This window comes from Candidatus Pelagibacter bacterium nBUS_25, assembly GCF_051200975.1.
In the GTDB taxonomy this organism is placed as follows: Bacteria; Pseudomonadota; Alphaproteobacteria; order Pelagibacterales; family Pelagibacteraceae; genus Pelagibacter.
In genome coordinates this window covers 1,140,719-1,153,916 of sequence record NZ_CP172846.1, presented here as the reverse complement: position 1 = coordinate 1,153,916, position 13,198 = coordinate 1,140,719, and the positions used below count along the sequence as shown (strand labels likewise).

Below are 13,198 nucleotides of genomic sequence, written 5' to 3'. Positions count from 1 at the left end.
GCGTTTATTCACATATTTCAACTCAGAAGTTTATAATTATGCCATAATTGTAATGTTATTGTTATTTTATGGCAAAACTAAAATTACTTTTAATTATATCTTTTTCATTTTTGATGATTGCCGGATGTCAAACAATCAAAGATAAAACAAATAAAATTGTTGAAAAAGAGAATGAAAAATTAAGTAAATATATTAGTAAGCCTGCGAGTGTTTTACAGATGGATTTAGGAAAACCAGATGAAGATTTCAAGAATGCAAAAGGAAATTTTGAATTAATTTATAATACAAAAAAATATGGAATTCCTTGTGAGAGAAGATTTGAAATAAATCCTGATAAAATTGTTATTGGCTTTGTATCAAATGGTTGTTTTTAATTAAGTACTTGCGAGGAATTTATCCCCGCAAGCAAGGTAAACTTATTTAATTTCTATAAGTTTTTTCTTTTTATGTTCTGGTATAATTCTTTCACAAGAAATAGTTAATAGACCATCTTTTAGTTCAGCACCATTTACCTTTACGTCATCAGCAATAGTGAATGATCTTGCAAATTGTCTTTGTGAAATACCTTTATGAATTATTTCCCCATCAACATTGTTTTCATCTGATTTATTAACTTGCTTGGTTCTTACAGTTAATAAATTATCTTCAAACTCAACCTCAACGTCATTTTTATTAAAACCAGCCAATGCAACTTCAATAGCATAGTTATCTTTTGCAGTTTTTCTTATGTTGTATGGTGGATAATTTGACTGCATGGTCAAATTTCCATTTCCAAGCATATTTTCAAATTGATCAAACATATCGTCAAAACCAATTGAAAATGGTCTTAGTGAGTTAAAGATTGATAGATCCTTACTTGTCATAATATTCTCCTTTGTTAAGCAAGTTTATTTATGTAAGCCCCATTAGGCGACTTACAAAGTATATATAGGAATTAGTTTTACTGTTTCAAGATCTACAGAATTAAATTTTTTCTGATATTTTTAGTGCAAACGCATAATCAATTGCTATTTCTTCAATAGCACCATCTCTTCCAGATTTTCCTCCATGACCTGCGTTCATTTCTGTTTTTAAAAGAAGTAAATTATTATCAGTTTTATATTCTCTTAATTTTGCAGTAAATTTTGCAGGCTCATCAAACAAAACTCTATTATCACTTAAGCTTGTAGTAATTAATATGTGTGGGTAATCCATTTTTTTAATATTATTATAAGGAGCATATGAAAATATATAATCAAAATGTTCTTTATTATCTTGAGCATTTCCAAATTCATCAAATTCTCCAACAGTTAAAGGTAAAGAGTGATCAAGATTTGTTGTTAGAGAATCTACAAATGGTACTGCCATGATCATTCCTAAAAATAATTCTGGTGATTGATTTACAACTGCTCCCATTAATAAGCCTCCAGCAGAGCCCCCCATACCAATTATTTTTCCTTTTGATGAATAGTTATTGTCAATCAAATATTTTGCAGCATGAATGTAATCTTCAAAGGTATTTTTTTTATTAGTAAGCTTTCCTTCTTTCCACCATTTCATTCCTTTTTCCATACCACCTCTAATATGAGCTGTTGCCCATATAATATCTCTATCAATTAAGCTTAATCTTGTTGACGAAAAGTTGGGACTTATTGAACTTCCATATGAACCATATCCATAAAGCAATAAATTTGCCGAACCATCAATTTTAGTCTTTTTATGCCTTGTAATTGTTAATGGAACTAACCTTCCATCGTGAGATTTATATTCTACTCTTTCAACAATATAATTTTCTGGATTATGTCCAGAAGGTATTTCCTGTTCTTTAACAAGTTTTTTAGATTTATTATGTAAGTCGTATAAATAAACCCTTGATGGAGTTTTGGGAGACGAATAGCCAAGATATAATTTGTTAGTATTTCTATCTCTTTGAACCAAAGAAATATCTGGTACATAAATACTTTCATTAGAAAATATTAATTCCTCTTCAAGATCTGATGTAATATTTCTAATAAATAATTTATCTAGTGCGTTGGAAGTTTCAGATCTAATAATCCAGTCTTTTAAAAAAGTTAGCCCACCTATTAAAACTTCATCTCTTGGAGATATAAATGCTTTCCATTCTTGAAGTGTAAGACTTTTAGAAATATCAATTTTAAAATCCTCAGCATTTTTGTTAGTATGATTATAAAATTTTCCATCCCAAGAGCTAACTGAGTAGAGAATTCCTTTCTCTCTTTTCATTATTAATTTTGGTGAAGGATTTTTCTCATCTACATTAAAATAGTATTGTTCAGATGTGTTATGGTCAGATGTATTAATAAAATAATATTTTTCATCGGAGCTTAAGCCAATGCTAACAGTGAATGCCTCACTTTTTTCCTCAAAAATTAGTTGATCTTGGTTTTTAAAATTACCAATTTCATGCCTGTATATTTTCCTTGCACGATGATTTTCATCAAGTTTAGAATAAAAAATATATTTATCATCTAAACTAAAAGTAATTCCTCCTGAAGTTTCAGAAATTTCTTTTGTGATGATTTTATTGGTTTCAATATCTCTTATAGAAATTGTATAATATTCAGAGCCTTTGGTGTCTAAAGAATATCCTAGGTATTTATCATTATTGCTTACTTCTAAATCTCCAACACCAAAATACTCTACTCCTAGATTTTCTTTTTCTTTATCACCATTCCAAACTTCTTCAACTAAATCTGAATTAATTTTCTTTCGAAGTTTGATTGAATAATTTCCAGCTTCAGTTGTTTTGGTCCAATATTCATAGGTGTGATCTTTATAGGGAAGAGACTCGTCATCTAACTTTATTCTTCCTTTAATTTCATTAAATAATTTTTTTTGTAAAGGTTTCGTGTTTTCTAAATGATAATCAGTATATTTATTCTCTTCTTCAAGATAATCTTTTACTTTAGGTAATAGTTTATTTTTATCTCTAAGTACCTCTAAAATATTTTTTTGATGTATCCAGCTATAATTGTCTTCCCATGTAACATCATGACATGATTTTAATTCTGGTTTTTTTTTTAGATATGGTATTTTCATAAGTAGGGAAATATATGAATATAATAATTTATACAGTGTTAATTTTGGCTGCTTTGTATTTTTTATTAAGGTTTTTTGCCTCAATAAATTCAAAAAAAATATCACAAGGTGTGAGAATAATATTATTTATTGGTTTAATAGTGGTTGCAATATTATTTGCAGTTGCTGGCAAATTTTTGTTAACTTTGCCATTAACAGTTGCAAGTTTGGCTTTATTAAAATTAAAGGGTCTATCTTTTTTTCAACTAATTTCACTATTCCGATTAATTCAAACTCTTAGAAATTCTGGAAGATTTTCATTTAATGACCAGAAAGTATCTAATGCCAACACAATGTCTACATCAGAAGCTTACAAAATATTAAATCTTAATCCGTCAAAAAAAATAACTAAGGATGAAGTAAATAAAGCTTATATAAAAATACAAAAAAAAATTCACCCTGATATTTCACCAGAAACTTCTAGACTTTCGACTATAGTTAACGAAGCAAAAGATATAGTTATCAAAAATTTAAATTAGTTTTTTAAATGATTAATAGTTTTGATTACTTCATCTACTGTTATTAAATTTGGGTCTGCATTAGTACCATGAGTGATTTCGTCAATTTTATATCCATTCGGAATTACTCGATGATAATTTTGACTATAGTCAGTATAAGCTTTAGGTGCATCTAAAAGCATAACAATACTTTTTTTCCCAAATTGACACATTATGTGTGATCCAAAGGAATCATTGCCTACATACATATCTGATAAGTAGAGATAGGGTATCACATCGTAAATACTCTTGTTACTCAAGGTGATATAATTTTTTTTTTTTAAATTTGATACTATTTCACTCTCAATTTCTTTTTCATTTGGCCCGCAAAGTATAAAAAAAAGATACTCATCCAATACATTCAATTGATTAATTAGATCAGAAAAATTTTTTGATCCCCATCTTGTTGTTGGGCCTGAAGATCCAGCACCAATCACAATTTTAAATTTATTATGATCAAATTCATTATATATTTTATTAATTCTTTCTTGATTAACAAAAAACTTAGTTTCTGTGGGACAATTATCTAGATTAAGAAAACTTTCGGTCAATTTTTTTGCAGCACTGACTAAATGCAACCTTTTTTTTTTAAAAAAATTATAGATAAAAACATTCTTTATTCCCGCTAGTTTTGCAGCCAAATATAATCGCATACTTGGATAAAAGATTAGTAAATTTTCAAAATCTAATTTTTTTAGAATTTTGCCAAGCTTAAAAATATCAATTAATTTTTTATGATATTTATTAATATATAAAACCTTTTCAATTAGAGGGTCATCCAAAAGAGCTGCTTCAAGATTTTTGCACAGAGTAATGATAGTTACAGGACCATTTTTTTTTGCAATTTGGTGGCAATATGAAAGGTGAAGCAAATTAGCACCTAGTCCTACATAGCTTAAATAAATACCTGTTTTCATAAAAATTTATACATTTTATTTATCAAACGATTTCCAAAAATTTTAAACTCAAAATTAAAATTTTTTTTAAGATATAAAGAGTTTTTACTAGAACCTATTAAAAATTTATCTTCACTTTTTCTGTAAAATTTTTCTTTGACAGAAAAATATTTTTTATAGTCTAATTTGTTTAACTTATATGATAATGACAAAATCTCTTTACCCGAAACTTTCTTTCCTGCCGATATTATGAAATCTTTTGCATTTAATTCAGACGTTAATATTATTGCTTTTACAATTTCTGTTACCCAAGAATAATCTCTATAGGTATCAATATTTCCAACTGCAATTTTTTTTTTATATTTTGCACCTAAACAAACTTTTTTGATAAAAAATTCTTTTGGTCTAAGTGGTGATTCTATCTGCATAAATACTAAATTAAACAAGTTTAATCCAAACTTTCTAAATTTTTTTATTAATTTAAACGTTCTTTGTTGAGCCTTGATATATGGATTATTGTTAGATGAAAATTTACAATTTAAATCAATAAGACCTTTTTGTGGAGAAAAAATATACCCAGAGTTTGCTTTAAAAAATTTTATTTTTAAATTCTCTTCTTTTATTACATGGAGAAAATTTTTTGTTCCATTGAGATGAGAAAGAAAAGTTTCCTTTTTTTTTCTAGGACTTTTACTTAAAGAGCTTTGACCCGCAAAGTAAAAAATTTTATTAGGAGTAAATTCTTTAATAGTTTTTTTAATTTCAATTTTTTTGTTAATATCAAGTTTTACAAATTTAACTTTTTTTTGAATTTTTAAATAATGATAATTTTTCATTATTTTTTTAATTGATCTTGTTGAAACGATTACTTCTTCTCTTTTTCTTAAAAGTTCTGATGCTAAGTAAGCCCCTAATACACCAGAACCAATTATTAAATTAATGTTTTTATTCATTTCCTTTTGAATTATTATATTTATAAAAATTTATGAGTTTATTGAAAGGTATATATTCTGCATCAATGTCGGTGTTAAATGACAATTTAACACTAAATGTAATAAAAACAATTAAACATGCTGAAAGGGTAATCGATGAAGGATGTCATGGTGCAGCAATTTTCGGAAGCACTGGACAAGCTCAGCTAATACCAATTTCAGAAAAAATTGAACTTTTAAATCATTTGACAAAAAGTAAGCATAAAGAAAGGTTTATAATTGGAACAGGATTAAATTCATTGGGCGAAACAATAAGCTTAATGAGAGTTGCTAGATCATTAAATTTTTCAAAATTTTTGATTATGCCTCCTGCTTTTTACAAATTTAAGGATGAAGACGTAATAAATTTTTATTCTAAAATTGTAGAAGCCACACCAGAAAGTGAAATAATACTTTATAACTTTGAAAAGCTATGTGGGTATAAATTTAGCATAAAATGTGTGCAAGAATTAGTAAAAAAATTTCCTAAACAAATTGTTGGCATTAAAGATAGCTCTTATAATCTTTTTGAAAATCTAAAATTAGATAATTTTTCAATTTTCCCAGGATCAGAGACAAAATTATTAAAAGGTTTAGAACTTGGATGCTCTGGAATAATTACAGCAACTTGTAATGTTACATCGACTTTGGCAAGAAAAGTTTATGATGATTTTTTTGATAAAAAAGATCAAACAGTTAATCAGAAACTTTGTGATGTTAGAAATGCATTTGAAAAATATAATTTAATATCTGGACTTCATGCTTACTACTCAAAAGTTGATCCAATATACAAAAACGTTTTACCACCATTATCAATTTTAAATTCTAATGAAGAAAAGGAATTAATTGATAATTTAGAAAAATTAAATTTTTTTATCAAACCAATAAGGGCAGCCTGAAATGCAATTAGCTAGATTTCTTAACAATGTATTTAAGAAAGATGGTTTTATTTTAGAAAATGCCTATTCCAAAAATTATATCATTGGATCACCCAAAAGTGAAAAGCCAATTAAAGTTAAAATTTTAGACAAAAAACTTCATTATAAATTACTATTCCAGCCAGATTTATATTTTGGAGAAGCTTATACCAATGGAGAATTAATAATTAAAAATGGAAGTTTGAGTGATTTTTTAGATTTGGCATTAATGAATTTTGGAAGAAATGATCTAAATTTATTTAGTTATTTAATAAATAGACTCCGAGGATCTTATAGATACTTAACTAACTTTAATTTCATCAAAAAATCTAAAATGAATGTATCGCATCATTATGATATTTCAGATGATCTTTATGATTTATTTTTAGATCCCAAGAAACAATATTCATGTGCGTATTTTAAAAATGAAAATGATACACTTGCAGATGCTCAAAATAATAAAATTCAACATATAATAAAAAAATTAAATATAAAACCTAATCAGAAAGTTTTAGATATTGGATGTGGCTGGGGATCTTTAGCTATCGATATTGCTCAAACTGCTAATTGTGAGGTTACAGGAATAACATTGTCTAAAAATCAACTTAATTATTGCAATAAAAAAGCAAAAGAACTCAATTTAGAAAATCAGCTAAAATTTAAGTTGATAGATTACCGACAGCTTAATGAAAAATTTGATAGAATTGTAAGCGTAGGAATGTTTGAGCATGTTGGTAGGAAATTTTATAAGAAATTTTTCAAGCAAATTGATAAATTACTTAGTGATGATGGTATATCTTTAATTCACACAATAGGCTCAGTAAATCCACCAAGAGACCCACATCCTTGGATAACAAAATATATTTTTCCAGGGGGTTATACACCAAGCTTAAGTGAAGTGACTACACCTATCGAAAAAGCTGGATTAATCATCTCTGATGTAGAGGTTTTAAAACTACATTACTCCCATACATTGAGACATTGGAAAGAAAACTGTATTAAAAATAAAGAAAAAATTATTCAAATGTTTGATAAAAAATTTTTTAGAATGTGGGAATTTTATTTAACAGGTTGTGAAATGTCATTTAAGTGGGGTGATCAGGTTGTATATCAATTTCAACTTACAAAAAATTATACTTCAACCCCGGTAACAAGAGACTATATTTATCAATGATTTATTGATAGGTATAATTCTCTCAAACATGAAAAAAATAAAAAAACAATCAAAAAAAACTAAAAAAAAAGTTAATAAAAAAGTTCATAAAAAAGCAAAAAAAAAATCAAAAGTTATCAGAAAAAAAATAAAAAAGATAAAATCAAAAATTAGACCAAAAAAATTAGATAAAGCCAAAAAAAAAATTGTAAATAAAAAAATACCAAAAAAACAAAATTTTATTTTAAGATTAATAAATTTTCAAAATTCTTTAATACCTCAAATAAACTTTAAAATTAGTTTTAGTATTGAAAAATATATTCAAGCTTTCTTTGATAAAATAGCTGATACAATTTTTGAATATAAAGAGACTAAAAAAGATGAAGCTAGAAGACTAAAATTAGAAAAATTAGAAAAAGAAAGACTAGAAAAAATTAATCTTGAAAATGAAAAGCAAAAACAAGAAGAACTAAAGATTAAGTTACAGGAACAAGCTTTAAAAGATGAAATTAAGCTAGATAAACAAAGAGCCAAAGATATAAAAATCTTTCTTCGAAAAGAGCAAGCTTTATTAAGAATAGAACAAGCTGAAAAACAAAAGCAATTCTTAAAGCAATTAAGATTAGAAAAACAAATTGAAAAATTCAGAATTAGAGAAGTTAAAGAGTTAGAAAAGTTAGAAAAAATATCACTTAGAGAAAAAAGAGATGATTATGCAGGCCTTCAAGAACGAATAGAAAAACTAAAAGAAAAATATCGAATAATTAGAGATCAGAAGATAAGAGAAAGAGTGGAGGCCCTTGGAGTAAAAATTCAAGGTGATGAAGATAGAGAAACGTTACTTAGAAAAGAAAAAGAATACACAATAGCAAGGCAAAAAATAGAATTTGCACTTGAAAGTTTTTACCGTAGTGCAAGCAGTTTAGTGTTTCAGTTAAACAAAAGACATATTACAAGACACATGTCTATCTTTAGATGTATTGATAAAAGATTTGAGACTGGTGAGATCTTTGTTAAATGGGATGAGTCTTCTGATGAAGAATGGTTATTATTAATATATATCAAAAATAACTCACCAGATGAAGGAATAGTCATCGAAGATAAAACTAACCCAGAAAAAAATGTATCTCATGAATTTAAAAATAATGAAATATTTAAAGCATCAGATACGATGGTTGACTCTCTTACACAGCTTATTGCTAGAAAAAGGGCAAAAAATAACAATTAAACTATCTTATTTAATTAAGTAATATTTAGAATGTTTTTTGGAACAATTACAATGGCAATTCTATACCTAATCCTAAGATATACTCTTGCTTGGATAACCTATTATAATAACTTAGACTCAAGGCTTGGAAACTCTACATGGCGTTGGAGTTATGATTATCAGGTAGTTGGTGAAAGAGACATTTCAGATTTAGATGATAAAGATTTTGTGAGGTTGAGAAGAAAAAAAAATAAGATTGTTACTTTAATGTACTCAGTTGTAATGATTATGTTTATTGCTTCTATGTCTTTATTGAGCAAGTTTTTAATATTTTTTCTAAATTAGTTTTTTAGTTGTTTTTTATTTTTTAAATATAAAAAATAAGCAATAATTTCATATCCAAATCTAAAAAACGTAAAAATTACAGGAAGTTTAAAAAAATAATATAGAAACTTATATTTTGGAATTTTTTTCCAAACATATAAAAATGCCTCTGCACCTTCAATTATGTTATCCCCATCTTTAACATGAAGTCTTCTTAAAAGATCTTTATCTTTTTTTGATGTTTCTTTTTCAGCGACAGAATTATCTGTTATATCAACCCAATCGATATCTTGAATTTTTTCTTTTTTGTACAAATTAATTTCAGATCTGCAAATTTTACAGGAATTATTAAAATATACTTTCATAAATTAAAGTTTGTATCTATGTAATTAATATATGTACATGTGTTAATTCATCCATTGAAAATTGAGTATAAATAGCTATGTAATGTCCATGGCAAATTTTTTTGACAAATCAGATCTTACTAGAAAAGATGTGGATGAAATTGTATCTGACACTTTAAAGAATTGTGATGATGGTGAGTTATATTTTGAAAATTCAAAATCAGAGTCTATTTTATTAGATGATAATAAGATTAAAAGCTCAAATTATAGTTCAGATTTAGGTTTTGGTTTTAGAGCTGTTTCAAATGAGGTAGTTGCTTATTCCCATTCTAATGAAATTTCAAAAGATTCATTAAAAAGTTCTGCTGAAAATTTAAAATCTACACTTAAATCTAGTAAAGGAATTTATAATCATGAAATTCCAAAAACTAATAACAAATTTTATGATGACATAAACCCCATTGAACAAAAGACACTCGATTCTAAATTAGAAGTTCTAAATAATGTAAATGATTATTTAAGAAAAAAAGACTCTAAAGTTAAACAGGTAACAGCAAGCTTTAGTGGAGAACAAAAATCTATTGAAATTATTCGTTCTGGTGGAGAAGCTTTAACAGACATTCGTCCTCTAATTAGGTTTAATGTTTCAGTAATGCTTGAGAAAAATGGCAGAAAAGAAACGGGAGTTTACGGAATTGGTGGAAGACAATCTTATGATGATTATTTAAAAGATGATAATTGGAAAAATGTTTGTGAGGAAGCTTTAAGAATTGCTTCTGTAAACCTTGATAGTAAACCAGCACCAGCAGGTGAAATGAAGGTAGTGTTAGGCCCTGGTTGGCCAGCAATATTAATTCATGAAGCTATTGGTCATGGTTTAGAAGGAGATTTTAACAGAAAAAAAACATCAGCATTTCATAATTTGATGGGCCAAAAAGTTGCTAGTGAAGGGGTTACAATTGTTGATGATGGAACAATAGATAAAAGAAGAGGAAGCCTTACTATCGATGATGAGGGAACTCCAACAGAAAGAACAGTTTTAATAGAAAATGGAATTTTAAAAAATTTTATGCAAGATAGATTAAATGCAAGGTTAATGAATACCAGGTCTACAGGTAGCGGGAGAAGAGAGAATTACAAGCACATTGTTTTACCAAGAATGAGAAATACGATGATGTTAAGTGGAACCCAAACTCAAGATGAAATGATAAAGTCAGTTGATAGAGGAATTTTTGCTGTCAGTTTTGGAGGTGGACAAGTAGATATTACATCTGGAAAGTTTGTTTTTAATTGCACAGAAGCCTATGAAATAAATAATGGTAAAATTGGGTCACCAATTAAAGGAGCAACCTTGATAGGAGATGGTCCATCAATTTTGAAAGAAGTATCAATGGTGGGAAATGATATGATGATGGATCCAGGAATTGGAACATGTGGTAAAGCAGGCCAAGGTGTGCCAGTTGGAGTAGCGCAACCTTCAATTTTGATAGATAAAATGACTGTTGGTGGAACCAAATTATAAATCATGGTTAAAAATCAAGAATATTTAAAAACCAAAGCTTCATTTTGCTTAGACTTAGCAAAAAAACTTGGAGCAACAGATGCAAGTGTGACTGTTGGAAACTCAATTTCAGAAACTGTTAGTTTTAGAAATAAAGTTTTAGATGAGTCTAATAGATCAGATAGTTTAGCAATAAGTATTGAAACATATATTGGTAAAAAAAAATCATCAATATCATCATCAAATTTATTGGATGATAATTTAAAAACTTTAATTGAAAAATGTTATGAAACTACAAAGATGACACCAGAAGATGAATTCAATTCCTTGCCTGAAAAAGACTTATTGGCAAAAAACATTAAAGATTTAGATTTGTATGATCAGTCACATATAGAGAATGATAAAAAAATAGATTATTTAAGAGAATTAGAAGAAACAGCTTCAATTGATGAAAAGATTATTAATACCGAGTCAGGCTTTACAGAAAATAAGTCAAATTTTATTTTAGCAAATAGTGATGGTTTTTGCAATGGGTACAAATCATCTTCATTCTCAGCATCTTGCGTAACTGTCGCAAAAGATGAAAATAGCATGGAAAGAGACTATGAATTCACAAGCAAATGTCATTTAAATGATATTGCCAATCCTTTGGAGCTTGGAAAAACAACAGCTGAACAAACTTTAAAAAAATTAAGTCCAAAAAAAATTGGTAGTGATAAAATGAGTATTATTTTTGATAAAAGAATATCCAAAGGTTTTTTAAGCTCCTTTGCGGGTGCTATTTCAGCTTCATCAATTGCAAGAGGCACATCATTTTTAAAAGACAAAATAAAACAACAGGTATTTTCTAATTCGATTAATATTATTGATAAACCAGATTTAATTAAGGGTATGGGTTCACAGTGTTTTGACTCTGAAGGGGTAACGACAAAAAACTTAGAATTAGTTAAGAGCGGAATTCTTAATGATTATTTAATTGATACATATAATGGAAAAAAATTAAATCTAAAATCTAATGGTCGAAGTAGCGGATGTACTAATCTTTATTTTGAAAACGGGAAAATTAATTATGATGATTTACTAAAAAGTCATTCTAAGATTTTATACGTGACTGAGACAATAGGACATGGAACTAATTTAGTGACAGGAGATTTCTCTGTAGGAGCTACTGGCTTTCTAATTGAGGGTGGAGAATTTAAATATCCAGTAAATGAGATAACCATTGCTGGAAATTTTAATGAAATGTTTAAAAAAATTACTTTGGCAAATGATTTAGAATTTAAATATTCAGTAAACTCACCTACCATGATGATTGATGAAATGACCGTTGCGGGAAAATGAGCACTTATTGTGTGATTGGCTCTGGTATCTCGGGAGCAACAATTGCCAATCTTTTAAGCAAGAAATATTCAGTTGATTTATTTGACAAAGCAAGAGGTCCAGGAGGTAGAGCTTCATTTAAAAGATTAGATAAGTTGAAGGGTTTTGATCATGGAACACAATATATCTCTCCAAAAAGCTCATCCTTTAAAAATTTTATTCAAAACTTAATAAAAAAAAAAGTTTTAAAAACTTGGGGTGGAAAACATTTATTTTTAAATAAGATTAAGAGAGAAAATAAAAATCATTTAAAAATAATAGGCAAACTTGGCAATAACGATATCAGCAAGTATCTTCTCAAAGATATCAATTGTAATTTTAAAGCAGAGTTAAAAAGAATTGATTATAAAGAAAAAAAATGGGTCCTAACTTTTTCTGATGGAACTAAAAAAATTTATGAGAAATTAATTCTTACTTGTCCATTTGTTCAATTATCTAAACTATCAAAAAAATTTATAAAAAACTCATTCATTAAAAAAAAAATAAAAATGGATGCAAATATTACAGTGATGATAGTTACAAAAAAAATAAAAACAAATATTAGTAGTTACTTATTTGATGATAAGATTTTAGGGTGGGTTGCTAAAGAAAATACAAAAAAAAGATTTAAAAGTAGCAAGGATTTATGGACTCTACAAAGTACTTATAATTGGGCAAATAAAAAAATTAATAAAAATAGAAAAAATAAAGATTTAAATTCTAAAATTTTAATTGAACAGTTCTTTAAGTTGACAGGAATTAAAAAAACTAAAGTTTTATTTTATCTTAATCATGGTTGGAAATATTCATCTAATTCAAAGCCTCTGAAAATAAAAAGTTTTTGGGACTCGTCAACTAATCTAGGTGTTTGTGCAGATTGGTTTGTAGGTCCAAGATTGGAAGCTGGATGGATAAGCGCCAATGATCTTTATAAAAAGATAGTAAAGTAAA

14 protein-coding genes are annotated in these 13,198 nt (G+C 27.3%); 9 read left to right on the top strand and 5 right to left on the bottom strand.

All coding sequences use genetic code 11. The annotated features are described in order from the left end of the window. The first annotated feature begins 68 nt into the window (after window positions 1-68). On the top strand, window positions 69-374 hold the full coding sequence (locus ACIJYH_RS06150; RefSeq protein WP_435088061.1) for a hypothetical protein: 306 nt from the start codon (window positions 69-71) through the stop codon (window positions 372-374). Window positions 375-416: 42 nt separating this feature from the next. Here the strand turns inward: ACIJYH_RS06150 and ACIJYH_RS06145 are convergent, their stop codons facing one another. Both ACIJYH_RS06145 and ACIJYH_RS06140 read right to left on the bottom strand, forming a co-directional pair. Next, window positions 417-863 carry an Hsp20 family protein gene (locus ACIJYH_RS06145; RefSeq protein ID WP_435162725.1) on the bottom strand — a complete coding sequence of 149 codons (447 nt, stop codon included), beginning with the start codon at window positions 861-863 and terminating at the stop codon, window positions 417-419. Window positions 864-963: 100 nt separating this feature from the next. Continuing rightward, entirely contained in the window at window positions 964-3,039 is a 2,076-nt protein-coding gene (locus ACIJYH_RS06140; protein WP_435162724.1) for a S9 family peptidase, read from the bottom strand. Window positions 3,040-3,053: 14 nt separating this feature from the next. Between ACIJYH_RS06140 and ACIJYH_RS06135 the strand changes: the two genes are divergently transcribed. Continuing rightward, window positions 3,054-3,557, top strand: a complete 504-nt coding sequence (locus ACIJYH_RS06135) for a DnaJ domain-containing protein (RefSeq protein WP_435162723.1) — start codon at window positions 3,054-3,056, stop codon at window positions 3,555-3,557. Here the strand turns inward: ACIJYH_RS06135 and ACIJYH_RS06130 are convergent. Together ACIJYH_RS06130 and ACIJYH_RS06125 are read right to left on the bottom strand one after the other, a co-directional pair. Further along, window positions 3,554-4,492: a glycosyltransferase family 9 protein gene (locus ACIJYH_RS06130; RefSeq protein WP_435162722.1), complete on the bottom strand. Its 939-nt coding sequence runs from the start codon at window positions 4,490-4,492 to the stop codon at window positions 3,554-3,556. The two genes, ACIJYH_RS06135 and ACIJYH_RS06130, sit on opposite strands and share 4 nt — an antisense overlap. Then, window positions 4,489-5,424, bottom strand: coding sequence for a GDP-mannose 4,6-dehydratase (locus ACIJYH_RS06125; RefSeq protein WP_435162721.1), 936 nt, complete (start codon window positions 5,422-5,424; stop codon window positions 4,489-4,491). The genes ACIJYH_RS06130 and ACIJYH_RS06125 overlap by 4 nt, the downstream gene beginning before the upstream one ends. 32 nt (window positions 5,425-5,456) lie before the next feature. On the opposite strand from ACIJYH_RS06125, the gene ACIJYH_RS06120 reads away from it, so the two are divergent. From ACIJYH_RS06120 to ACIJYH_RS06105, 4 genes are read left to right on the top strand one after another with little or no spacing between them, the layout of a single operon-like run. Continuing rightward, window positions 5,457-6,341, top strand: a complete 885-nt coding sequence (locus ACIJYH_RS06120; RefSeq protein WP_435162720.1) for a dihydrodipicolinate synthase family protein — start codon at window positions 5,457-5,459, stop codon at window positions 6,339-6,341. A 1-nt stretch (window position 6,342) separates the two neighbouring features. Beyond that, window positions 6,343-7,533, top strand: a complete 1,191-nt coding sequence (locus ACIJYH_RS06115) for a class I SAM-dependent methyltransferase (protein WP_435162719.1) — start codon at window positions 6,343-6,345, stop codon at window positions 7,531-7,533. 28 nt (window positions 7,534-7,561) lie between these two features. Next, window positions 7,562-8,740, top strand: a complete 1,179-nt coding sequence (locus ACIJYH_RS06110; RefSeq protein ID WP_435162718.1) for a hypothetical protein — start codon at window positions 7,562-7,564, stop codon at window positions 8,738-8,740. Window positions 8,741-8,791: 51 nt separating this feature from the next. Next, on the top strand, window positions 8,792-9,064 hold the full coding sequence (locus tag ACIJYH_RS06105; RefSeq protein WP_435162717.1) for a hypothetical protein: 273 nt from the start codon (window positions 8,792-8,794) through the stop codon (window positions 9,062-9,064). On the opposite strand, the gene ACIJYH_RS06100 is transcribed toward ACIJYH_RS06105, so the two are convergent. Then, complete coding sequence (locus ACIJYH_RS06100) at window positions 9,061-9,408, bottom strand: DCC1-like thiol-disulfide oxidoreductase family protein (protein WP_435162716.1); 348 nt, start codon at window positions 9,406-9,408, stop codon at window positions 9,061-9,063. The two genes, ACIJYH_RS06105 and ACIJYH_RS06100, sit on opposite strands and share 4 nt — an antisense overlap. A gap of 88 nt (window positions 9,409-9,496) precedes the next feature. Here ACIJYH_RS06100 and tldD point away from each other — a divergent pair, with 88 nt between their 5' ends. Genes tldD through ACIJYH_RS06085 form a run of 3 tightly spaced genes read left to right on the top strand, consistent with a single transcriptional unit; the run spans window position 9,497 to window position 13,197 of the window. Next, complete coding sequence (tldD, locus tag ACIJYH_RS06095; protein WP_435088042.1) at window positions 9,497-10,909, top strand: metalloprotease TldD; 1,413 nt, start codon at window positions 9,497-9,499, stop codon at window positions 10,907-10,909. Window positions 10,910-10,912: 3 nt separating this feature from the next. Then, window positions 10,913-12,229, top strand: coding sequence for a TldD/PmbA family protein (locus ACIJYH_RS06090; protein ID WP_435162715.1), 1,317 nt, complete (start codon window positions 10,913-10,915; stop codon window positions 12,227-12,229). Then, window positions 12,226-13,197: an NAD(P)-binding protein gene (locus ACIJYH_RS06085; RefSeq protein WP_435162714.1), complete on the top strand. Its 972-nt coding sequence runs from the start codon at window positions 12,226-12,228 to the stop codon at window positions 13,195-13,197. The genes ACIJYH_RS06090 and ACIJYH_RS06085 overlap by 4 nt, the downstream gene beginning before the upstream one ends. The last annotated feature ends 1 nt before the right edge of the window (window position 13,198 follow it).

Excerpts from the sequence above, each read along its gene's own strand:
- ACIJYH_RS06150 (WP_435088061.1), top strand. The coding sequence starts at position 69 with ATGGCAAAACTAAAATTACTTTTAATTATATCTTTTTCATTTTTGATG.
- ACIJYH_RS06145 (WP_435162725.1), bottom strand. The coding sequence starts at position 863 with ATGACAAGTAAGGATCTATCAATCTTTAACTCACTAAGACCATTTTCA.
- ACIJYH_RS06140 (WP_435162724.1), bottom strand. The coding sequence starts at position 3,039 with ATGAAAATACCATATCTAAAAAAAAAACCAGAATTAAAATCATGTCAT.
- ACIJYH_RS06135 (WP_435162723.1), top strand. The coding sequence starts at position 3,054 with ATGAATATAATAATTTATACAGTGTTAATTTTGGCTGCTTTGTATTTT.
- ACIJYH_RS06130 (WP_435162722.1), bottom strand. The coding sequence starts at position 4,492 with ATGAAAACAGGTATTTATTTAAGCTATGTAGGACTAGGTGCTAATTTG.
- ACIJYH_RS06125 (WP_435162721.1), bottom strand. The coding sequence starts at position 5,424 with ATGAATAAAAACATTAATTTAATAATTGGTTCTGGTGTATTAGGGGCT.
- ACIJYH_RS06120 (WP_435162720.1), top strand. The coding sequence starts at position 5,457 with ATGAGTTTATTGAAAGGTATATATTCTGCATCAATGTCGGTGTTAAAT.
- ACIJYH_RS06115 (WP_435162719.1), top strand. The coding sequence starts at position 6,343 with ATGCAATTAGCTAGATTTCTTAACAATGTATTTAAGAAAGATGGTTTT.
- ACIJYH_RS06110 (WP_435162718.1), top strand. The coding sequence starts at position 7,562 with ATGAAAAAAATAAAAAAACAATCAAAAAAAACTAAAAAAAAAGTTAAT.
- ACIJYH_RS06105 (WP_435162717.1), top strand. The coding sequence starts at position 8,792 with ATGGCAATTCTATACCTAATCCTAAGATATACTCTTGCTTGGATAACC.
- ACIJYH_RS06100 (WP_435162716.1), bottom strand. The coding sequence starts at position 9,408 with ATGAAAGTATATTTTAATAATTCCTGTAAAATTTGCAGATCTGAAATT.
- tldD (WP_435088042.1), top strand. The coding sequence starts at position 9,497 with ATGGCAAATTTTTTTGACAAATCAGATCTTACTAGAAAAGATGTGGAT.
- ACIJYH_RS06090 (WP_435162715.1), top strand. The coding sequence starts at position 10,913 with ATGGTTAAAAATCAAGAATATTTAAAAACCAAAGCTTCATTTTGCTTA.
- ACIJYH_RS06085 (WP_435162714.1), top strand. The coding sequence starts at position 12,226 with ATGAGCACTTATTGTGTGATTGGCTCTGGTATCTCGGGAGCAACAATT.